Origin of the sequence: Mesorhizobium sp. B3-1-6 (genome assembly GCF_006439555.1) — a bacterium.
Classification (GTDB): domain Bacteria; phylum Pseudomonadota; class Alphaproteobacteria; order Rhizobiales; family Rhizobiaceae; genus Mesorhizobium.
On the sequence record NZ_VFTM01000001.1, the window covers coordinates 262,192 to 282,312 of the forward strand.

Below are 20,121 nucleotides of genomic sequence, written 5' to 3' on the forward strand. Positions count from 1 at the left end.
AAGTTTCGATTGGCGAAAATCCTCCTTTTGGCAATGTTTTGATGGAGATCAGATAATGCGTTCCACGCTCAAGATGCCCAAGGTCGGCGACGCGGTCGACGAGGTGGTGATCAACGAGATCCAGGTCCAGGTCGGTGCCAAGGTCAACGAAGGCCAGACCCTGTTCGTGGTGGAGACCGACAAGACCCAGGTAGAAATCCCGTCCCCGTTCGCCGGCACCGTTGCGGAAATCCTGATCAAGGTCGGCGACGACGTCCGGACCGGCGCGCCGACTTTGGTGCTCGAGGGCTGAAATGGCGAAAGTTCACTCCGCGCGCGACGAAAGGTTCGGTGGGTATCTCGACGACTACCGGACCGGCGATGTTTTCGAACATTGGCCGGGCAAGACCATCACGGAGGCGGACAACCATCTGTTCTGTCTTTTGACGATGGCCGCCAGCCCACTGCATATCGACCGGCGCTTCGCGGAGACGGAGATGGCCGAGGGCCGCAACATCGTTGTCGGCACCTACATCTATTCGCTGCTGCTGGGGATGAGCGTGCCCGACATTTCCGGCCGCGCCATCGCCAATCTCGGCGTCAGCGAACTTCGCCATCTCAAGCCGCTGTTCCATGGCGACACGCTCTACGGCCAGACCGAGATACTTGAGACGCGGCCATCCGCCTCCCGCCCCGGCGAAGGCATTCTCACCGTTCGCACCGATGGCTTCAACCAGGACCGGGCAAAGGTCTGCACATTCACCCGCGCCGTGCTTTTGCCGATGCGCGCCGGCCGGCCGGCTGGTCGCGCTCGGACGGCTTCGGCGGCGGCCGAAACCTGATGCGCAACGCATGGGTCAAAACGCATTTGCATGGAAGTGTCGGCGGCGGAGAGCGATCGCATGACGGACAAGGCTGATCCCGAATTGGCGCGCGAGACGCCCGGGCCTCTTGATGGCATACGCGTCGTGGAACTCGCCACCGTCGTCGCCGGACCGGGTGCCGGGCGATACCTGGCCGACTACGGCGCCGAAGTGATCAAGGTCGAAGGTCCCAACGGCGATCCGACCCGTCGCATGGGCTGGACCGGCCCGGACGAGACCGATTCGTATTTCTGGAAGCTGGTGAACCGCAACAAGCAAGTCGTCTCGCTCGATCTCAAAACCGAGAGCGGGCAGCGCAATCTTTGGTCGCTGCTCGAAGGCGCCGACGTGCTGATAGAGAACATGCGCCCGGGCAAGCTCGAAGCGCTCGGTTTCGGCCCGGACGAATTGCAGCGGCGCAATCCGAAGATGGTGGTGCTGCGCGTGACCGGCTTCGGCCAGGACGGGCCTTATGCCTTGCACCCGGGCTTTGCGACGATCGCCGAGGCGATGAGCGGATTTTCCAATCTGCTGGGTGAGGCAGGCGGCCAGCCGCTGCTGCCGCCGGTGGCGCTGACCGACGAGGTGACGGCCCTGGTCGGCGCCTTCGCCACGCTGGCCGCGCTCCGCCACGCCGAGCGTACCGGCGAGGGACAAACGATCGACGTCAACCTTCTGACCTCGATGTTCCAGATCATGGGTCCGCTGCCCTCGGCTTATGCCCATATGGGCTATCTGCAGCCGCGGCTTGGCTCGGGTATTCCCTATACGGTGCCGCGCGGCACTTACCGATGCGCCGATGGCGTCTGGGTGGCGATTTCCAGCTCGGCGGATTCGATCGCCAAACGGGTGCTGGCGCTGGTTGGTCTGGGCAGCGACGACCGCTTCTCGACATTCCAGGGCCGCAGCCGCAATCGCGAAGCGCTCGAGGTCTACGTCGCCGACTGGGTGGCGTCGCGACCCTCGCAAGAAGTGATCCGCGAGTTCCGCCGCGTCGACGCAGCCATCGCCAAGGTGCTCGACATGAAGGATATCTTTGCCGACGAGCATTATCGCGCCCGCAACATGATCACGCAGGTTGACGGCGTCGCAATGCAAAACGTCGTCGCAGGATTTTCGAAGACGCCCGGCCGCGTGCGCCATGCAGGACGTCCATTCGACGCGGATACGAAGGCGGTGCTCGACCGCTTTGCAGCCACCAGCTCCAAAGCCGAAAGCTGATGTTTGGCTTATGCCAGGAAGATCAACCGCCAGCCACCACCAATGAAAGCTGGCGCCTCAAGAGCTTCCCATTGGCATTGCGAGGCAAGCTCGGGACGAAGAACACCTGCTTCGGCCGTTTATAGGCGGCAAGGCGCCGCTCGGCGATCGCCATGATGTCATCGGCTGTTGTTCTGCCGTCTCCGTCACGCACGACAAAGACGGCAATCACGGTAACGTCGCTCCGCACATGGTGCTCAGCCGCCGCAATCTCGGCAACCCCCGCGCATCCGGTCAGCGCGGCCTCGACCTCCAGCGGCGACACGCGATAGCCCCCTGCATTCATGATGTCGTCGGCACGCCCGCGATGCCAGAGATAGCCGTCGCCATCGAACGCAGCGAGATCGCCGCCGACAAACCAATCACCGCGAAACACAGCCTGCTGCTCTTCGGGCCGCTGCCAATAGCCAAGCATCAGACCGGGATCGCTGCGGTGAATGGCAAGCAAACCTGTCTCGCCGGCAGCAACCGGTTCCACGCCGCCGTCCAGCGGCAACACCGCGATCGGCCGTCCGGCTTGCGGCTTGCCGGGACTGCCCGGCTTGACGGGCATGCCCGGATGATTGGACACGAAGGTCGAGCATTCGCTCATCCCGAAAGCCTCATACAGTTGCTTGCCCGTGGCGGCGTGCCAGCCGTGGAGGATCGCCGGGCTCAGCGCTTCGCCGGCAGCAAGCGCGTGGCGAAGCGTCGGCAGACATCCTGGCTGCAAGCTGCAATATTTCAGCATCTGGCGATACAGCGAAGGCACAGCCGCAAACAGCGTTGCACCCACGGCATCGACAAGCTTTGGCCAGACCGCGATGTCGTTTGGCCCGTTGTAGAGCACTGCGGTGGCGCCGCATGCCCAAGGGTCGAGGAGCCCGACACCGAGCGTATAGCTCCAGTTGAAGGCGCCGGCATGCAGCACGACATCGGATGCCGAAAGGCCTTGCCAGTCGATGTGCATTGGTTTTCGCCCGAGAACCGTGCGGTGCGCGTGGACGACGCCTTTGGGCCGACTGGACGTTCCCGACGTATAGATCATGTAGGCCGGTGCTTCGGCGTCGGTATCGGCAAAGCCAGCCGGCTCCGCTGTATTTTTCAGTCGTATCAAGGCCGCGTCATCCAGAACCTTGCATGCGGAAGGAGCGGTTACGGAGGCCAGCGACGATGTCTCGACCATCGCCGCAGCGCCGGAATCTCCGACAAGGAACGCCGTTTCGCTGCCGGTGAGTTGTGCCGAGATGGGAACCGGCACCAGGCCGGCCGCCATCGCGCCAAGAAACAGCAGGGCATAGTCGCTCGTGTTCGGCAACCGCAGCACGATACGATCGCGGGGCGAAAGATCTTCCGCCAGAAGACCTGCCGCCACCCGGCGCACGGCAAGATCGAGCGCCGCATAGGTCCAACGCTCGGCATCCTGCGGCCTGTCGGCGTCGCTCACGACAAGAAGCGCGGTCTTGCCCGGACTCATCGCAGCCGCGCGGCCGATGCAATATTCCGCAAGATTTAGCTTTGCCGGCATCATGAGGCTGGCGTTTGCAGCCAGGTCGGCGCTTCGGGAATACCTTGTACGATCCAGCCACCGTCAACCACGACCGTTTGACCCGTCATGTAGGACGACTCGTCGCCGGCAAGAAACCGGACGGCCTCGGCGATCTCCTCGGTCCGCGCCAACCGCTTCATCGGTACACGGGCCACCATCCAGTCTTCCTGCAAGGAGCCATCCTTCAAACCCTGCTCTATGAACTTGGTGCGCGTGAAGCCGGGGGCCACCGCATTGACCCTTATGCCCGCGGTCGCGACTTCAAGCGACAGCGCGCGCGTCAGTCCGAGAATGCCTGCCTTGGCGGCGCAGTAAGGCCCCCGCCCCGGCAGGCCGACGAAAGCGGCGGTGGATGCGATGCTGACGATCGCCCCGCCGGCGCCGCGCTCGACCATGCGCGGTACGACTTCCGAGGCGCACAGGAAGAGGCCGTGCAAGTGGGTGGCGATCACCGAAGAGAAGTCGGCGAACGATATCTTGCCGACCAGGCCGACACGCTGGATGCCGGCGTTGCTGACGAGGATGTCGACTTGACTCGCTTTGTCGTCGACGGCCTTGAACGCAGCGCCCACACTGGCCGGATCGGTCACATCCGTCTCGATGTAAGTGACGCCCCTGCGCGGCTCGTCTGGAAGCATTTTGTCCAGCGCAAAGACTTTTGCGCCGTCGGCAATCAGTCGGCCCGCGATGGCATCGCCGATGCCGCGCCCCGCGCCCGTGACGACCGCGACTTTTCCCGAAAGCGATCCTGACACGGTTCATCCTCCTCTGATCTGGACCTGGCCTTCTTGCGGTCGCCGTCAGTACATCAGCCAGCCGCCGCTGACGTTGATGGTAGCGCCGGTAATGTAGCCGGCATGGTCTGAGGCCAGGAACAGCACCGTGCCTGCCAGATCCGACGGCGCGGCCATGTAGCCAAGCGGTATCTGGGCGACTTGCGCGTCGAGCGCCGCCTGATCCATTCCGGAGCGCATCATGGCCGTGTCGGCCGCGCCCGGGGATACCGCATTTACGGTTATCTTGTCCTTGGCGAGCGACCGCGCCAGTCCGCGCGTCATCGACACGACGCCGCCTTTGGTGGCGGCATACGCCACGGAGCCGCCGAAACCGCCACTCTGCCAGCCTTGCGAGGTGAAATTGATAATGCGGCCGCCCCTTCCCTGGTCCTTCATGACCCGCGCCACCGCCTGATTCAGGAAGAAGGATGCTTTCAGGTTGACGTCATGCTGGAGGTCCCAGTCCGCCTCGCTCACGTCGAAAACGCTGGGCCGGCGGATCAGGACCGCAGCCGTGCAGACCAGGACGTCGATGCCGCCGAACACGGTCACGACCTTTTCTATCAGCGTCTTGTGATGTGCGATCGGCTTCAGGTCACATGCGATCGGAAGATGCGGACCGGCTTCCATTTCGGCAGCGACCGCAACGACCTTGCCCTGATCGAGATCGACGACCGCGACGCGTGATCCGGCGGCAGCGAAGGCCAGGCAGACCTCGCGGCCTATGCCGCCGCTGCCGCCGGTGACAACGACGCTTTTGCCTTCAAGCCCGGAACCGATGTTGAAAGCCATGGAGCCGTCCTTCAGCCAATTGCCGGTGGTTGCACCGCCGTCTGCTCGGTGACGAAACATGCCTGTATTTCGCGGGTGAATTTCTTCCGATCTTCGACGAGGAGGCTCTTGAATGGTTCGGTGGCGAAGGCTTTCAGCGCGTCCTCGACGCTGTCGAACCAAATCTCGCCGACGCCGTCCCAGGCATCCTCCGCCGGCGTCCAGCTTTGCACGCGGCCGAAGCGAAGCCCGCGCAGGCCCGGCATCTGGCGCACGATATCGGCATGCGGCCCTGTCCAGTGAGCGAAGAAATCTTCCTGGCTCATGCCTTCCTTGCGGCGCAGGAAACTGATGCGCTTGATCATGCGGATCGATCCTTCCTCGGTGTCTGGAAAAGTTCCAGCGTAATGCCGTCGTGAATGCGCAGATAAGCCGCCTGAGCGCCGATGTTGGGGCCGCCGTCGATCGCCACCGGACCATCCGGCGAGATCGGCTTCGCGCCGCAATCGACAGCGCGCTGCCAGGTGGAGCGCGCATCGGCGACTTTCAGGCAAAGATGCACGTTGCCGGGGTTGGCGGTCGCGTCCGCATTCGCCGTCCGGCCGGCAACCCGATAATCGAGCAATTCGATCACACCACCGCCAGGCAGGTCGATGAACGCCGCGTTGATGGCGACGTTCGGATAACCGACGACGCGGCTGAGATAAGGCCTGTCGAGCACGGTGGTCCAGCGCGCGGGCTTGCCCAGAAATGCCTCCCAGAAGCGGAGCGCGGTTTCAAGGCTGGCCACCGTCATGCCGATGTGGTGCACCGCTTCTATTGTATGGGCGGTTTGGCTCATCGTGCCATCAAATCCTGAACAGCCGCTCTGCATTACCGGAAAACATCGCTGCTTGCTCGATTTTCGGAAAGCCGGAAATGATCTCGGCATAGGCGTTTATGACATCCGGATATGAGCTGAACATGCGGTCGACCGGCCAGTTCGTGCCAAAGACCACCCTGTCCGCGCCGAACGCCTCGATGCTGCCCAGCACGTAAGGGCGGATGGTTTCGACCGTCCACTGCGGATCGCCCATGCCCAGCCCTGAGATCTTCATGGTGACATTGGATGACTTCGCCATCACGTCCATTGCGCAGCGCCAACGCCGGAAGCTCGCCTGATCGCGGCCCATCGGAATCGCGCAATGGTCGATACAGATCTGCGTGTCCGGAAAGGCCCGGGCGAGGTCCAGAATGTCGTCGGCCAGTTCGACTCGCGTGTCGATGCAGGAAACCAGATTGCGGGAGCCAAGCTCGGCGAAGCCGCGCCGCCAGGCGGCATCGACAAGGTAGCGCCCGTCGCCAAAATTGCGAATGCCGCGCACATTCGGATACTTCAGATGCTGGTCGAGCACGCTCGCCGCGTCGGGTCGGGCGAGATGGCATTCCGCGATGATGCCGTGCGGATAGCCCGTCTGGTCGGCAAAAGCCTGCAGCCAGGCAGTTTCGACCACCGGATCGGGCGTATTGACCGCGGCTTGAACGTGCACCGCCTTGGGCACGTTGGAAAAGCGGATTTCGGCGATGTAGTCCTTGACGAGATAATGCTGCGATTTCAGTGGATCGGTGTCAGCCAGAAAGCCATGAACCGCGTCGGGTTCCAGCCAGCCATAGCGAAGCTGCCGGTGCTTCATGTCGTGCAGATGGAAATGCGTATCGACGAAGGGCAGTTCAGCCATGGCGACGCGTTTCCGCGGGGTGGGCTGAAACGGCATCGGCTATGGCCTGGCCGAGCGCGCTGGTCGAGGCCGTGCCACCCATGTCGCGCGTCAGGTTCTCGCCTGAGAGAAGCACCCGCTCGATCGCCCAGACGATGGCAGCAGCGGCTTCGGTCGCCCCTAGGTGGTCCAGCATCATCGCGCCCGACCAGATCTGGCCAATCGGATTGGCGATGTTCCTGCCGGCGATGTCAGGCGCTGAGCCGTGCACGGGCTCGAACATGGATGGAAACCTGCGCTCCGGATTGAGGTTGCCGGAAGGTGCAATGCCGATCGTTCCGGTCACCGCCGGGCCGAGATCCGACAGGATATCGCCGAACAGATTGCTTGCCACCACCACGTCGAAGCGCGACGGGCGTCCGACGAAATGCGCGGCCAGAATGTCGATGTGAAACTGCTCGGTCGCGACCGCGGGGTAATCCTTGGCGACAGCACGGAATCTCTCATCCCAAAATGGCATTGTGTGAATGATGCCGTTGGATTTGGTTGCGGAGGTCAGCCTGCGTTTGCGCTTCATGGCGAGATCGAAGGCAAAGCGCATCACGCGATCGCAGCCGAAGCGGGTCAGCACCGTGTTTTGGATGACCATCTCCTGATCCATGCCGGGAAACATCCGGCCGCCGATCTCGGAGTATTCGCCCTCATTGTTTTCCCGCACGATGTAGAAGTCGATCACGCCGGGCGTTGCCAGCGGCGACGGCACGCCGCCGAACAGCCGCACGGGCCGCAGATTGACATACTGCTGGAAGTTGCGTCGGATCGGCATCAGCAACGTCCACAGCGACTCCACGTCGGACACGGTTGGCCAACCGATGGCGCCGAGGAAGATCGCATCATGCCCGGCGATCTTGTCGAGGCCGGCTTCCGGCATCATACGCCCGAAGCGGGCGTGATGGTCGCAACCCCAGTCGAACGCCTCGAAACGCAAATCCAGCCCGAAAACACGCGCCGCTGCTTCAAGGACCTTACGTCCCTCGGGTACGACTTCCTTGCCGATGCCGTCTCCTTCGATGACCGCGATTCTGGCCGATGACATGATCCTCAATTCTCCACGGCGGTCGGGCCTCTTTGGGAAAATATCGTTTCAATTCATAGTCACCACTTAGCCTCTTTGCAAGCGTCCCCTGCAGCACGATTTGGAAGAAAAGGGGGCGCGCCGCTCTCGACCGGCATGCGCGTCAAAGTCTCAAAATATTGGCCAAGCCGCGACTGAATACTGCATTTTGCGGCTATTTTCGTCGGCTCAAGGCGAAATCGCCGAGAGGGATATGCTCAAGCGAACGTGATCCGTCGAGCCCGCGTTTGAGAGCCGGACAGAAATTGCTTGCATGTCTTGATAACGTTTCAATATAGTTCGAGGGATATCGCACGGCACCTTCTTCCTGACGTGGTTTGAAGCTGCCGCGGGTTGGCCGCTGGGAGGTAGGACGTCTGAATGGGTTCGCCAGCGCGAAATCGTCGCGGCGTCGTGACCGGAGCCGGCAGCGGCATCGGCAAGGCCGCCGCATTGCGGCTTATGCGACAAGGCATTGACGTCATTGCTGTCGATATCGACGAAGAAAAGCTCGCCGATGTCAAATCCGCCGGATGCAAAACATTGACGATCGACCTGTCCGATGCCGATGCCCGCGCCCGTCTTGCCGAGGCTGCCGACGGTTTCGACTACATGGTGAACTCGCACGGCATTATTTTGATCAAGTCGATCTTCGACGTTAGCCTTGAAGACTGGCGGCGGATTCAGACCGTCAACGCCGAGTCGATTTTTTTCCTCTGCCAGCAGATCGGCCCGCGCCTGAAACCGGGCGGCGCGATCGTCAACCTGTCTTCGAGTTCCGCGAAACTGGCTGCAACCGTCGAGGTCGCCGCCTATGCGGCTTCCAAGACGACCATTACCTCCATTACCCGCTCCTTTGCCTATGCGCTGGCATCGCGACCTGTAAGGGTCAACGCAATCTGCCCGGACATTGTCGACACGCCGATGCAAGATCACGTGCTGGCAGGCGTGTCGAAGCTGCGCCAAGCCGAGATCGCGGAACTGGAGAGCGCTCGCACCCGCGCCGTGCCGCTGGGCCGCGCGGCGACGGCCGACGAGTGCGCAGGCCTCATTTGGTTTCTGTTGTCGGATGCGGCGTCATACATGACCGGCCAGGCGGTGAATTTCACCGGCGGAATGGTCACCTGGTGAAGGGAGGAGAATCGTGAAGAAACCGCAGGTCATCCGGGCCAAGGGGCTCGGGCATCCCGAAGGTCCCTACGAACTTGACGACGGGCGCGTCATCTACGCCAACACCTACGCCAGCGAGATCGGAGTCTGGGACCCGAAGACCGGCAAGCAAGGGCAATATGCCTTTGTCGGCGGCGGCCCGAACGCCTGCATGCTGGGCAGCGACGGCGCAGTCTATTCGACGCAGACCCCGAATGTCGGTTCGTGGGTCGCGCCGGTGCACAGACCGCCGTCCATCCAGAAGACCTTGCCCAACGGGAAAGTCGAAATTCTCGTGACGGAAGCCGACGGCAAGAAGTTCGACGGCCCGAACGACCTGAGCTTCGGTCCGGACGGCAGGCTTTACTTCACCGATTCAGGCGATTGGAACCAGGCCGACAAGCCGCATCCGGGCCGGATCGTGGTCATCGAAAAGAACGGCGTCGCCAGGATCCTCGAGGAGCTCGATCACGTCTATCCGAATGGCATCGTTGTCGAGAAGGACGGTTCGATCGTCTGGGTCGAATCTTACACGTTGAACGTCATTCGCCGCAAACCCGACGGCAGCAAGTCGCTGTTGTGCAAAATGCCGGAGGGACACATTCCTGACGGGTTGAAGATCGATGAGAAAGGCGATTTCTGGATCACCGCCGTCGCGGCCGGTGGCGTCGACCATTTCTCCAGGGACGGCAGGCACGTCGAGTTCCTGGAAACCGGCGGCACCATCCTCAATTGTTGCTTTGGCAAGGGCGGCAAGCTGTTCTGCTGCGACATGGGGCCGTTCGATACGAGCGGCGCCGCGATGACCGGAAACCTCATAGAAGTAAGCCTCGGCGTCGAAGGCATGCCGCTGTTCCGCGGCGCGATCGGATAAGGACCGGCCCACCATGAAGATCGCCAGGATCGAAGCCATTCCGGTCAGCTACCCGGAACCCAACGACTTCAACGCGCTGCGGCATTTGTGCCTCGCCAAGATTACCGCCGATGACGGTCAGGTCGGCTGGGGTGAATCGATTACCCAGTTCCCCGAAGCGAATTTCGCCGCCAAGGCGATCATCGAAGGCATGGCGCCCAACCTGATCGGCAAGGATCCGGTGCAGACCGAGGCGTTGTGGCGGCAGAACAAGCAGCAGGCCTGGTGGTACGGCTATCATGGCGGCATCGCCTCCTACGCCACGGCCGCGATCGACATCGCATTGTGGGATCTGAAGGGCAAGGCGCTGGGCCGCAGCGTCCTCGACCTGCTGGGGGGCTGCGTTCATGAGCGGCTGCCGGCGATCGCCTCTTGCCATGCGCATTACGAATCCATCGAAGAGATGGCCGAAGAGACGGCCGAATGGGTATCGACGGGACTGCAGGGGCTGAAGACGGGCTTCGGCAAGCGCGGCAACGCCAATCTCGGCTATGACCACAAGCGCGACGTGGCATACGTCAAGGCGATGCGCGAGGTGCTCGGCGACAAGATGCTGATGATCGACAACGGCATCAACATCAAATGGGATGTCACCGATGCGGTGCGCCGCGCCAAGGCGATGGAGGAATACAATCTCGCCTGGATCGAGGAACCGCTCGGCGCCTGGGATCCCGAGGGCTATGCCAACCTTCGCTCCAAGACGACAACCCGTATCGCTTATGGCGAACGCGAATGGACGCTGGAGCAGTTCGAGCGAGTCATCGCGACCGGAACGGTGGATGTGATCGGCGTCGATCCCGGCCGGGCCGAAGGCATCACCGGCTTCAAGAAGGTGACCGAGCGCTGCGAGTTCTACCGCCGTCAGGCCAATGCCCATGCCTGGTCATCGGCCATCGTAACGGCGGCCAGCCTCGCCATTTCGTTCAACTCGCCATCGTGCAAGCTGTTCGAGTTCAAACCGCTGCGCAATCCGATGCAGCACGATCTCGTCACCAAACCCTTTGAACACGTCGATGGCTGGGTCTATCCGCCGACGGGTCCCGGGCTCGGCATCGAAGTCATTGAAGACGTTGTGGAGGGCTACCGCAGCGAGAAGGTCTTGGGGTTGGTATAGCGACGCGAAAGCAGCCTCGTCGCCAAGAGATCAAGAACAGGGAGGAAGAAGTGGGTATTTCATATCGTCATATGTTGCTTGCAGCGGCAAGCTGCGCCACTCTGGCAGTCGCAGCGACCGCGTTCGCACAGAACGCCAGCGAAAGCCAGATCCCGTCAACAGGGGAAAAGGTCGACGGAGCCCCGTTCGAAGTGAAGCGGGATTGGGGCACTTTCAAGCTCGCCGACCGCATCGCCGAGAAGATCAAGAAAGGCGAGTCGATCAATTACGTCTTCTCCTACCAGGCCTCGGGCATTCCGTTGTTCTCGCCGCAGTACAAAGCGGGCTTCGACATGGGCTGCAAGATGGGCAAGGACATCTATCCGATGGAGTGTTCGGCGATCGCGCCGGTGCAGAATGACCCGAACCAGCAGGTCAGCCAGATCGAGGCCAAGCTTGCAACTGGCGAGATCGACTGCATCGGCATCGAGCCCGTCAGTTCGGACGCGATGACGGCCATCACCAACAAGCTGATGGATCAGGGCATTCCGGTCTTTACAGCCGGCGTTACGTCGCGCGGGCATGAGTTCACCAACTTCACTCAGATTCCGGACAAGGAAGGCCATACCGCAGCCGAAACCGTGCTGAAGTGGATCAAGGACAACAACAAGTCCGACATCAAGGTCTTCGCGGTTTCCGGCGGCGACCCGACGCAATTCTGGGCGCAGGGCCGCATGAAAGGTTTTGAGGACGGCATCAAAGCCGCGATCCCCGACGCCAAATTCGTGACGTCGGCATCCAATGGTCTCAACACCAGCTATGAGCCGGGCAAGACATTCGATGTCTTCCGCTCGTTTCTGACAGCCAATCCGGACGTTCAGTTCATTGAGAACGTCGACATCGGCGCCGAACATGCCGACCGTGCGATCGAGAGCCTTGGCCTGACAGGAAAGGTCTTCACGATTGGCTGGAATTCGTCCAAAGGGCAGCTCGACGCGATCGAGAAAGGCATCCAGGTCGCCCAACTCGACCAGCGCTGGCCCGATCAGGCCGCTTTCGGGGCGCCGGCCTGCGCGCAATTCCTGAAGAATGGCGTCATCCTGCCCAACACGCAGACGCTCAAGGCGGTGATGAAGGACGGCGTGGAGCAGGCGCGCAAGGAACTCGACACCACGATGTCGCAAAAATAGCGACCGCACCGACAGGACGGGTCTGCGTCTTGCGGCCCGTCCGATTCTGGCTCACGGTCATTTCGCAGTCGCTGCGGCAACAAAATCTTTGAGGTACGGATGCATTCAGGCGAAACCACGCAGCCAGCCGAGCGGCGCCAAGGGTTTTCCGCTGCGGGAAAGGCGACCATCGATGCGGCGTTGCGTATTGGCGGCCTGTTTGCCGCCGTTATCGTGGTCGCGCTCGTCTTCGTCTTTATCAATCCGAACTTCGCCAATCCCAATCTCGCCGTCTCGGTGCTGAGAGCCATGAGTTCCGTCGCCATCATGGCGATGGGACTGACCCTGGTCATCGTCGTCGGCGAAATCGACCTGTCGTTCGGCGCGATGTATGGGCTGGCGGCAAACACGCTGGCGGTCGTGTGGATCCTGTGGGGTGTTTCGGTCTACCTGGCAATCCCGATCGCAATCGGCGTCGGCATCCTGGTCGGACTGTTCAACGGGTTCATGGTGACGGGTTTGAAAATCCCGTCCTTCATCGTCACATTGGGCAGCTACAATCTGCTCTACGGGCTGTCGCTCTGGATCAGCAACACCGGCACGTTCAACCCGAATTATCCGCCGCCGGGAGGCAATGTCGACCAGGGCGAACTGAACTTCTTCATCGGGCTCACCCAAAACGTCGGCAAATACAGCCTGTCGGTGGAGATCTTCTGGATGCTCGGCATCGCAATTGTCGTTGGCTTCCTTTTGCACCGCTCGCTGTTCGGCTTCCGGCTGATGGCGATCGGCGGCAATCCCGAGGCGGGTAAACTCGCCCGCCTGCCGGTCAGGCGCTACAAGATCCTCGCCTTCATTCTGTGCTCGATCCTTGCGGCTATCGCGGGCGTCCTCGACTTCTCCTTCATCCAGACCAGCCAGCCCGATATCGGCCTGTCGCAGACATTTCCGGTTTTCGCGGCCGTCATCATCGGCGGGGCGAGCCTCAGCGGCGGCAAGGGCACGATCATCGGCACCCTGGGCGGCGCGTTGTTGCTGGCGGAGCTTCAGATCGGGCTCGCCCTGCTCTCTCCCGGTCCGCATGTGCAACAGATATTCCTCGGCGCGGTGACGATCGGCGCGGTCGCGCTCGACCTTTTCCTGACCAAGTTGCGCAAGAGCCGCGCAGCATGAACGCAGAAGGCATCAGCATCCGCGGGATTACCAAGCGCTACGGCAGCACGATCGCGCTCGACGGCATCGACCTCGATATCTTGCCCGGCGAGGTGCTTGGCATCGCCGGGCCGAACGGCGCGGGAAAGAGCACGCTGGTGCGCATCATCGCCGGCGAGGAGAAGCCTGATGCAGGCAAGCTGACCTTCGATGGCCGGCCATGGTCCCCTTCGGTTGACTGGCATGCCGTCGCCGTCGTGCACCAGGAACCGCAGCTCTTTCCCAACCTGACCGTGGCGGAGAACGTCATGGTTGGCCGCGAGGGCACCAATTCCGCGCGTCCGCGCCTCGGTTCGGCCGACGCCAAGGTGATGGATGCGCTCGGCATCGGTCGGCTGAAGGACCGACAACTGGCCGATTGTTCCCTGGCCACCCAGCAACGCACCGAGATCGCCCGCGCGGTAGCGCGCGATTCACGTGTTTTCCTTTTCGACGAGCCGAATTCCGCCTTGACGGCAGACGAGTCGGACCAGCTTTTCGGAGAGATGCACGCGCTAGCCGGCACCGGAAGGATCGTGCTTCTCGTCACGCACCGTCTGGGCGATCTCGTCGAGCATTGCACCCGGGTGGCGATCGTGCGTGACGGCAAGGTTAGGGCGATACTTTCTGGCGACGCGCTTACGGAAGACGCGATCGCGCGGCAGTTGGTGACAGACGCAGCCATTGTCGACGCCGTTGCCGCCCGCCGCCCGAGCGGCTCCCCGACGGTCGAAACGCTTTTTTCGGTCCGCGACTGGACCCATTCCAAGGCATTCCGAGCCATATCGATGCAAGGCAGGGCCGGCGAGATCATCGCACTGATGGGCGTCGAAGGGTCCGGCTCGCGCGAACTGATCCGCTCGTTTGCAGGGCTGGAGCGATGCACGGGAACGATGCAGATCGAGGGCGAGGCGTCAGCCTCGGCCTTGCGGCATCGCACCGCCTATGTGCCGGCGACGCGCCAGCTTAGCCTGTACAGCAATTTTTCCGTCGGCGAGAACTTGCTCGTGCGGCTGGGCTATCCGGAAATCGCCGGGTTCGGCCTCACGCTGAAGAAGCGCAAGATGCGCGACATGGCGAGGGACGCAGTGCGTCGTTTCCTGGTCAAGACCCGCACGACGACGCAAGGCATCCGTTCCCTGTCCGGCGGCAACCAGCAGAAAGTCGCGATCGCCCAGGCGCTGCATTGTGCCCCGAAACTGTTGCTTCTGGAAGAGCCGACGCGCGGCGTCGATATTCACAGCAAGGCCGAGATCTACAGGCTGTTGCGCGACTATGCCGATGCAGGCAACACGGTCATCATCTTCTGCACCGAAGTATTGGAAGTCTATGAAGCAGCCGACCTTGTCTATGTCGTCGCCGCGGGCATGCTGACAGCGCCGCTGAGGGTGGGCAACTATGAGCACGTCGAGATGCTCGCCACCGACATCACGCAGCTTGAACAGAAGCGGCGCAAGGAAAAAGCAGCGGCCTGACGGCTGTCACGTCGGTCGTATGCTATGGCCTTGAGTTACCAGCAAGATCGGTGACGTCGACTGCATTTCAGTCATCGACAGGAGCTGAACGGGCTCAGAGTCTATATTTGCCGATCGTCTTCTGGTCGAGGACAAGCCCGAAACCGGCGCCCTGCGGCACTTTGTAGACGCCATTGTCGAAATTCGACCGGTTCGCCACAAGTGCATAGAACATTGGATCGCGATCGGGATGAAACGTTTCCAAATACGTCCCGTTGGATATCGAGGCCAGAAGGTGCGCGGAAATCTGCGGCTCCTCGTGATGCCCCATCTCCACCGCGAAGCATGACGCCAAGGCCGCGACCCGGCGCCATTCGGTCGGTCCGCCACCCCAGCTCGCATCGAAATTGCAGACGTCGATCGCGCCGGCCATCATCAGGTCTCGGCAACCGGCGCGGCTGATCTCGCTTTGCCCGGCCGCAATCGCAATACCGGTCTGGCTACGCGCCGCAGCGAGGTCGAGCCGGTCGTTGTACCAGCGGACCGGTTCCTCGAACCAGCGGATGTTGAGGTCGGACACGTAACGCGAAAACGCAACCGCGTCGCGCAGGCTCCAGCCTTGGTTTGCGTCCACAAGAAGCGCGAAATCCTCGCCCGCGGCTTGGCGCGCCGTGCGCACGCGCTCGGCGTCTTCCTTCGGCGTCCGTCCGCCCACCTTGAACTTGCAGCCGCCGTATCCGTCGGCGCGTATCTGCTCCATCTCGCGGCCGAAATCCGCCAGAGTCTTGTTTTCCTCATAGTATCCGGCGATGCAAATGACCGGCAACGCATCGCGATAGCCGCCCCACAGCTTGTAGAGAGGGGTGTCGAGCGCCTTGCCGACAGCGTCCCACAACGCACTGTCGACGCAGGCCTGCGCGCACATGGCGAGTTTGCGGTCACGCAGGATATTGTAGCTCGGCTTGCGCATCGCTTCCCAGCATCCTTCGATATTGAAGGCATCCTTGCCGACCAACAGCGGCTGGATCTCATCTAGGATGATCTTGACAACTTCCGCCTGGGTTTCGAACTCATCGCCGTTGTAGACCTCGCCGATGATTCCCTCGGAGGTGTAGACGCGCGTGATGATTGTGCAGCGGTGTGTCATGAAATAGTTGCTGCCCCTGAAGGTACGTGGCAGCGGCATGCAGAGCGGAATGCATTCTATGCGTTCTATTTTGAGGGAGCTTGACATTGAAACGCTCGTTTTTCGAAACGTTTCCAAAAATAAGGGCTTGGCTTTCGGAGGTCAAGCGCAAAGCACGACCTTCCCGCTTGTCGTCAAAGTCGCCGTCGCGCTACTATGCAGTTCTATAACAAGACTGGGCAGTTAAATGGTTGTCTGGTTCGACCGGTATTGACGGGGGCTCGGTGAGAAAAGGGATCGACAAGCCGGCGACAATTCGGGACGTGGCGCGTGTCTCCGGCGTTTCTGTCGGAACCGTTTCACGCAGCCTGAATGCTCCTGATACCGTGCGGCCGGGAACCCTCGGCAAGGTACGTGCCGCGATCCATTCCCTTGGTTTCCAACCGGATTCACGCGCGCAGAACATGCGCCGCCGCAACACGATGACGGTGGGCTTCGTCATCGATGATATCGCCAATCCGTGGCATGCGAGCTGTTTCAAGGCGGTCGACTCGCAGATGCGCGAGCGCGGCTTCTCCCTTTACCTCATGAGCACCAACGGACGGGCATCGGACGAAGCCGCGGCCATCGACATGCTCCAGCACGGCCGCGCGGACGGCATGATACTGACGATCAACAACGAACAGGATCCGCGCACCATCAAGCGGCTCAAGGAATTGCGCGTGCCTTCCGTGCTTCTCGACCGCGACATACCGCTGGAGATCGACGCGGTGCTGACCGAGCACGCGACGGGCTTGAGGCAGGCGACCGGCTATTTGATCGAGCTCGGTCATCGCCGCATCGCCATCATCACGGCGGGCAAGGACATAAGGCCAGGACGCGAGCGCGTCCGCGGATTCGTCGAGGCGTTCCAGAAAAGCGGGCTGGCCGTGCCTGAGCATCTGATCCGTTCGCAAAGCCTGTCGGCGGATTTCGGTTTCCGCGAAGCCACTGCCCTGCTCCAGATGCGCGAACGCCCGACAGCCATCATAGCGGCAGGCAATCGTATCCTGGTCGGCGTGTTGCGTGCCCTCCAGCAGCAAGGCGTTTCGGTGCCGAACGATATTTCCCTTATCGGATGCGACCGCTCCGATGTGGCCATGCTTTATCCCGGCCCTATCACGCTTATCGACCGCCCGGTCGAGGAGATAGGACGTACGGCAGCGCTGCTTCTTCTTGAACGGCTGGGCGGCCAGGCCGATCGACCAGCGCAACGCATTTCTTTTCCGACGCACCTCATTCTCGGCGGCTCTTGCCGGCCGGTCAGCGATTAATTCGTTCATGGGCACTCAGCCAAGGAACAGCCCGAGCGACGCCAGCCTCGAAACGCCAATTGAAAATCGCGTGTGCCCGGGCGCCCTCAACCGTGCAAGGATTCTCGCCGCAGCTCCGCACGTCGCGTTCGATGATATTTGATCAATCGGTCGAGTGAGACGGCGAGCACGGTCACCGCTCCAGTAACGAAGGTGCTCCACGTCGCATCGATGCCAAAGAAGATCAACCCGCTCGAGATGACCTGGATGATCATCATGCCGATCACCGCGCCGATGATCGTGCCGTGCCCGCCAGACAGCGGCGTGCCGCCGATGATGACGGCGGCAATGACAACCAGGACGAAGTCGCTGCCTTCATTCGGATCGATGGCGCCGCGAAAGCCGAGATACATTGTGCCCGATAGCCCGCATATCGCGCCCATCAGCACCAAGGTCTGAAGGCGCACCCGGGCCGTCGGTATGCCGGCATGCGTGGCGGCTTCCGGATTGCTGCCGACCGCTTGCACACGGTAACCGAAACGCGTGCGGTGAAGCACAATGTGCATTGCAATCGCCAGCAGCACGAACACCAGCGCCGCCACAGGCAGAACTCCGAACAGTTTATAGGAAATCACCCAGAAGAAGCTGCTGCTCTGGTCGGACGGTACGATCGCCCTGCCGTGGTTGACCACCAGCGACAGCCCCTGGAACATCGAATAGGTGCCAAGCGTCACGATGATCGACGGCAGACGCAGCGTAACTGCAATCAGACCGTTGACGAGCCCGAGACAGGCCCCGAACACGATGCCGGCCAGCGCCGCAAGCCACGGGTCGAACCCCGCGACCATCAGAAGCGCTGCAATCACCGCCGAGAAATTGAACATCCAGCCGACCGAGAGGTCGATCTCCCGGATCGCCAGCAGAAACACCATGCCGATCGCCAGCATGCCAAGAAACGTCGTGTTGCCGAGCAGCGAAAACAGGTTGATCGGATTGAGGAAACGCGGCCGGGCAACGCCGATCACCGCCATCATGACGGCAAGGGCGACGATCACGCCGATCTCCTCCGGCATACGAAAGCGCCACTTCGGACCGTCCTGGAGCCGTGGAGCGATTGTTTCTGTGCGGTCGGCTTCGGTCATGCCCTGTTCGTCTCTTGCTGCGGATTTCGAATCCTCCCCGGCATCTCGCCCGTGTTGACAAGATGGAGGATGGAACGGCTGTCCATGGCGCCCGAGGAAACAATGGCTGCCAATCGCCCCTGATAGACAACCACGATGCGGTCGCAGAGACCGATGAGTTCAGGCAATTCGGTCGAGCTGAACAGCACGATGCCGCCATCGGCGGACATCTGACGGATGAGGCCGTATATTTCTCGCTTGGCGCCGACGTCGACGCCGCGCGTCGGATCGTCCAGCAGAAAGACTTGCGGACCTATCTCCAACCACTTCCCGATCACGACCTTCTGCTGGTTACCGCCCGACAGCGAATTCGTCAGCGCGTGCGGTCGGCCTTTGATGCGCAAAGCCTCGATCTGCCGGCCAGCGCGGCCCAGGGCGACTTTTGGCGAGAACCACGATGGGCCGTCGTCTCGCGCGCCCACCACGATGTTGGAAATGTTGAACAGGATCGACTTGTCGAGCATCAGACCGTTGCGGCGGCGGTCTGCCGGCACCAGGCAGACATTGCGGCGGGCCGCATCCGTCGGATTTTTTGGCGGTCCACGCCCGTCGGGAAAGCGGACCTCCCCCCTGCGCGCCCTGCGCAGTCCAAACAGGATATCGAACAGGTCTGAAATGCCGGATCCCTCGAGCCCGGCAAAACCCACGACCTCGCCCGACCGAGCCGTGAAATCGATCTGACGCAGCCTGCCGCCGCCGAGCCCGCTGACGGCGATCTCTTTCGCAGTTCCGGCTCTGGCAGGCAGAGCAGGCGGAAACAGCGCCTCGCGTTGGCGTCCGATCATGCCTTCGATGACTTCTGGAATGGTAAGCGCTGAACGATCCCCGGTCAGCACATCGCGACCGTTGCGGGTTATGGTGATGCGGTCGCAGATTGAAAAAACCTCTTCCAGCCGGTGCGAAACGTAAATCATGGTGATGCCGCGCTCGCGGATGCGTTTCAGCACCGCAAACAGCTTCTCGGTCTCGCGCTGGTTCAAAGCCGAATTCGGTTCGTCCAGGATGAGCAGGCGGGGATTTTCAAGGAGCACCCGGCACAGTTCGACAAGCTGCCGTTCACCTATGCTCAGACGGTTGACCGGTGCCCTCACGTCGACATGAAGCCCCAATTCGTCAAGAAGCGGCCGGCATCGTTCCTCCATAACCGTGTTGGAGATGAGGCCGCGGCGCACCGGCTCGCGGTTGACGAACAAATTGGCCAGAACCGAGCGCTCCGGAAAGAGGCTGAGCTCCTGGTACACCATGCCAATGCCGTGCTGGCGTGCGGCGTTCGGTCCGTCGATGGCGACAGTGGTGCCGTCAAGTTCTATGGTTCCGCTGTCCGGTCTGACGACACCGGCCAGCACCTTCATGAGGGTCGACTTGCCGGCGCCGTTCTCACCGACCACGGCGTGGATGGTGCCGCGTTCCACCGCCAGGCTCATATCGTCGAGCGCAATGACGCCGCCATAATGCTTGGCGAGGTTGTGCACGGATATGATGGGCCGGTCGGACATCTGTGCTTTGCAAGGGACCCAGACAGAATCGGGGGCGGCTTCCGCCACCCCGCTTTCATTCAAACGATG

The 20,121-nt window shown here is 61.8% G+C and carries 20 protein-coding genes; 10 read left to right on the forward strand and 10 right to left on the reverse strand.

The window, feature by feature from the left end; all coding sequences use genetic code 11:
- Positions 1 to 55 precede the first annotated feature (55 nt).
- The 3 genes from FJ414_RS01215 to FJ414_RS01225 are packed head-to-tail and all read left to right on the forward strand — an operon-like array spanning position 56 to position 2,063.
- Complete coding sequence (locus tag FJ414_RS01215) at positions 56 to 292, forward strand: biotin/lipoyl-containing protein (protein ID WP_140640466.1); 237 nt, start codon at positions 56 to 58, stop codon at positions 290 to 292.
- A 1-nt stretch (position 293) separates the two neighbouring features.
- Positions 294 to 821: a MaoC family dehydratase gene (locus FJ414_RS01220; protein WP_140640468.1), complete on the forward strand. Its 528-nt coding sequence runs from the start codon at positions 294 to 296 to the stop codon at positions 819 to 821.
- 60 nt (positions 822 to 881) lie between these two features.
- Positions 882 to 2,063 (forward strand): CoA transferase, encoded by a 1,182-nt coding sequence (locus tag FJ414_RS01225; RefSeq protein ID WP_140640470.1) that lies wholly within the window; start codon positions 882 to 884, stop codon positions 2,061 to 2,063.
- Between the two features lie 22 nt (positions 2,064 to 2,085).
- Here the strand turns inward: FJ414_RS01225 and FJ414_RS01230 are convergent, their stop codons facing one another.
- Genes FJ414_RS01230 through FJ414_RS01260 form a run of 7 tightly spaced genes read right to left on the reverse strand, consistent with a single transcriptional unit; the run spans position 2,086 to position 7,970 of the window.
- Positions 2,086 to 3,612 (reverse strand): AMP-binding protein, encoded by a 1,527-nt coding sequence (locus tag FJ414_RS01230; protein ID WP_140640472.1) that lies wholly within the window; start codon positions 3,610 to 3,612, stop codon positions 2,086 to 2,088.
- Positions 3,609 to 4,385 carry an SDR family NAD(P)-dependent oxidoreductase gene (locus tag FJ414_RS01235; protein WP_140640475.1) on the reverse strand — a complete coding sequence of 259 codons (777 nt, stop codon included), beginning with the start codon at positions 4,383 to 4,385 and terminating at the stop codon, positions 3,609 to 3,611. Before FJ414_RS01235 ends, FJ414_RS01230 begins: the two co-directional genes overlap by 4 nt.
- A 45-nt stretch (positions 4,386 to 4,430) precedes the next feature.
- Complete coding sequence (locus FJ414_RS01240; RefSeq protein WP_181181485.1) at positions 4,431 to 5,198, reverse strand: SDR family NAD(P)-dependent oxidoreductase; 768 nt, start codon at positions 5,196 to 5,198, stop codon at positions 4,431 to 4,433.
- 11 nt (positions 5,199 to 5,209) lie between these two features.
- Positions 5,210 to 5,542, reverse strand: a complete 333-nt coding sequence (locus FJ414_RS01245; protein ID WP_140640479.1) for an EthD domain-containing protein — start codon at positions 5,540 to 5,542, stop codon at positions 5,210 to 5,212.
- Entirely contained in the window at positions 5,539 to 6,018 is a 480-nt protein-coding gene (locus tag FJ414_RS01250; protein WP_181181486.1) for a VOC family protein, read from the reverse strand. Before FJ414_RS01250 ends, FJ414_RS01245 begins: the two co-directional genes overlap by 4 nt.
- Positions 6,019 to 6,025: 7 nt before the next feature.
- On the reverse strand, positions 6,026 to 6,895 hold the full coding sequence (locus FJ414_RS01255; protein WP_181181487.1) for an amidohydrolase family protein: 870 nt from the start codon (positions 6,893 to 6,895) through the stop codon (positions 6,026 to 6,028).
- Complete coding sequence (locus tag FJ414_RS01260; RefSeq protein WP_281405787.1) at positions 6,888 to 7,970, reverse strand: tartrate dehydrogenase; 1,083 nt, start codon at positions 7,968 to 7,970, stop codon at positions 6,888 to 6,890. Before FJ414_RS01260 ends, FJ414_RS01255 begins: the two co-directional genes overlap by 8 nt.
- Before the next feature lie 399 nt (positions 7,971 to 8,369).
- Between FJ414_RS01260 and FJ414_RS01265 the strand changes: the two genes are divergently transcribed.
- From FJ414_RS01265 to FJ414_RS01290, 6 genes are all read left to right on the forward strand, one after another.
- Entirely contained in the window at positions 8,370 to 9,119 is a 750-nt protein-coding gene (locus FJ414_RS01265) for an SDR family oxidoreductase (protein ID WP_140640485.1), read from the forward strand.
- 13 nt (positions 9,120 to 9,132) lie between these two features.
- Entirely contained in the window at positions 9,133 to 10,011 is an 879-nt protein-coding gene (locus tag FJ414_RS01270) for an SMP-30/gluconolactonase/LRE family protein (protein WP_181167040.1), read from the forward strand.
- Positions 10,012 to 10,024: 13 nt separating this feature from the next.
- Positions 10,025 to 11,164, forward strand: coding sequence for a mandelate racemase/muconate lactonizing enzyme family protein (locus tag FJ414_RS01275; protein ID WP_140640489.1), 1,140 nt, complete (start codon positions 10,025 to 10,027; stop codon positions 11,162 to 11,164).
- A 191-nt stretch (positions 11,165 to 11,355) separates the two neighbouring features.
- Positions 11,356 to 12,333, forward strand: coding sequence for a sugar ABC transporter substrate-binding protein (locus FJ414_RS01280; RefSeq protein WP_181175572.1), 978 nt, complete (start codon positions 11,356 to 11,358; stop codon positions 12,331 to 12,333).
- A gap of 99 nt (positions 12,334 to 12,432) precedes the next feature.
- Positions 12,433 to 13,485 carry an ABC transporter permease gene (locus FJ414_RS01285; RefSeq protein ID WP_140640493.1) on the forward strand — a complete coding sequence of 351 codons (1,053 nt, stop codon included), beginning with the start codon at positions 12,433 to 12,435 and terminating at the stop codon, positions 13,483 to 13,485.
- Entirely contained in the window at positions 13,482 to 14,978 is a 1,497-nt protein-coding gene (locus FJ414_RS01290) for a sugar ABC transporter ATP-binding protein (protein WP_140640495.1), read from the forward strand. Before FJ414_RS01285 ends, FJ414_RS01290 begins: the two co-directional genes overlap by 4 nt.
- A gap of 94 nt (positions 14,979 to 15,072) precedes the next feature.
- On the opposite strand, the gene FJ414_RS01295 is transcribed toward FJ414_RS01290, so the two are convergent.
- The gene (locus FJ414_RS01295) at positions 15,073 to 16,104 is read right to left on the reverse strand and encodes a mandelate racemase/muconate lactonizing enzyme family protein (RefSeq protein ID WP_246672266.1); all 1,032 of its coding nucleotides are present in this window, start codon (positions 16,102 to 16,104) and stop codon (positions 15,073 to 15,075) included.
- Between the two features lie 230 nt (positions 16,105 to 16,334).
- Here FJ414_RS01295 and FJ414_RS01300 point away from each other — a divergent pair, with 230 nt between their 5' ends.
- A complete protein-coding gene (locus tag FJ414_RS01300; protein WP_140640499.1) occupies positions 16,335 to 17,396 on the forward strand; it encodes a LacI family DNA-binding transcriptional regulator in 1,062 nt (353 codons plus the stop codon).
- 86 nt (positions 17,397 to 17,482) lie between these two features.
- Here FJ414_RS01300 and FJ414_RS01305 read toward each other — a convergent pair whose 3' ends face one another.
- Both FJ414_RS01305 and FJ414_RS01310 read right to left on the reverse strand, forming a co-directional pair.
- Positions 17,483 to 18,517, reverse strand: coding sequence for an ABC transporter permease (locus FJ414_RS01305; RefSeq protein ID WP_140640501.1), 1,035 nt, complete (start codon positions 18,515 to 18,517; stop codon positions 17,483 to 17,485).
- Positions 18,514 to 20,052 (reverse strand): sugar ABC transporter ATP-binding protein, encoded by a 1,539-nt coding sequence (locus FJ414_RS01310; protein ID WP_140640503.1) that lies wholly within the window; start codon positions 20,050 to 20,052, stop codon positions 18,514 to 18,516. The genes FJ414_RS01305 and FJ414_RS01310 overlap by 4 nt, the downstream gene beginning before the upstream one ends.
- Positions 20,053 to 20,121 lie beyond the last annotated feature (69 nt).

What these genes read in the sequence shown, in the direction of transcription:
- FJ414_RS01215 (WP_140640466.1), top strand. Translation starts at nt 56, where the DNA reads ATGCGTTCCACGCTCAAGATGCCCAAGGTCGGCGACGCGGTCGACGAG.
- FJ414_RS01290 (WP_140640495.1), top strand. Translation starts at nt 13,482, where the DNA reads ATGAACGCAGAAGGCATCAGCATCCGCGGGATTACCAAGCGCTACGGC.
- FJ414_RS01230 (WP_140640472.1), bottom strand. Translation starts at nt 3,612, where the DNA reads ATGATGCCGGCAAAGCTAAATCTTGCGGAATATTGCATCGGCCGCGCG.
- FJ414_RS01250 (WP_181181486.1), bottom strand. Translation starts at nt 6,018, where the DNA reads ATGAGCCAAACCGCCCATACAATAGAAGCGGTGCACCACATCGGCATG.
- FJ414_RS01260 (WP_281405787.1), bottom strand. Translation starts at nt 7,970, where the DNA reads ATGTCATCGGCCAGAATCGCGGTCATCGAAGGAGACGGCATCGGCAAG.
- FJ414_RS01295 (WP_246672266.1), bottom strand. Translation starts at nt 16,104, where the DNA reads ATGACACACCGCTGCACAATCATCACGCGCGTCTACACCTCCGAGGGA.
- FJ414_RS01245 (WP_140640479.1), bottom strand. Translation starts at nt 5,542, where the DNA reads ATGATCAAGCGCATCAGTTTCCTGCGCCGCAAGGAAGGCATGAGCCAG.
- FJ414_RS01275 (WP_140640489.1), top strand. Translation starts at nt 10,025, where the DNA reads ATGAAGATCGCCAGGATCGAAGCCATTCCGGTCAGCTACCCGGAACCC.
- FJ414_RS01240 (WP_181181485.1), bottom strand. Translation starts at nt 5,198, where the DNA reads ATGGCTTTCAACATCGGTTCCGGGCTTGAAGGCAAAAGCGTCGTTGTC.
- FJ414_RS01305 (WP_140640501.1), bottom strand. Translation starts at nt 18,517, where the DNA reads ATGACCGAAGCCGACCGCACAGAAACAATCGCTCCACGGCTCCAGGAC.
- FJ414_RS01265 (WP_140640485.1), top strand. Translation starts at nt 8,370, where the DNA reads ATGGGTTCGCCAGCGCGAAATCGTCGCGGCGTCGTGACCGGAGCCGGC.
- FJ414_RS01310 (WP_140640503.1), bottom strand. Translation starts at nt 20,052, where the DNA reads ATGTCCGACCGGCCCATCATATCCGTGCACAACCTCGCCAAGCATTAT.
- FJ414_RS01225 (WP_140640470.1), top strand. Translation starts at nt 882, where the DNA reads ATGACGGACAAGGCTGATCCCGAATTGGCGCGCGAGACGCCCGGGCCT.
- FJ414_RS01255 (WP_181181487.1), bottom strand. Translation starts at nt 6,895, where the DNA reads ATGGCTGAACTGCCCTTCGTCGATACGCATTTCCATCTGCACGACATG.
- FJ414_RS01285 (WP_140640493.1), top strand. Translation starts at nt 12,433, where the DNA reads ATGCATTCAGGCGAAACCACGCAGCCAGCCGAGCGGCGCCAAGGGTTT.
- FJ414_RS01220 (WP_140640468.1), top strand. Translation starts at nt 294, where the DNA reads ATGGCGAAAGTTCACTCCGCGCGCGACGAAAGGTTCGGTGGGTATCTC.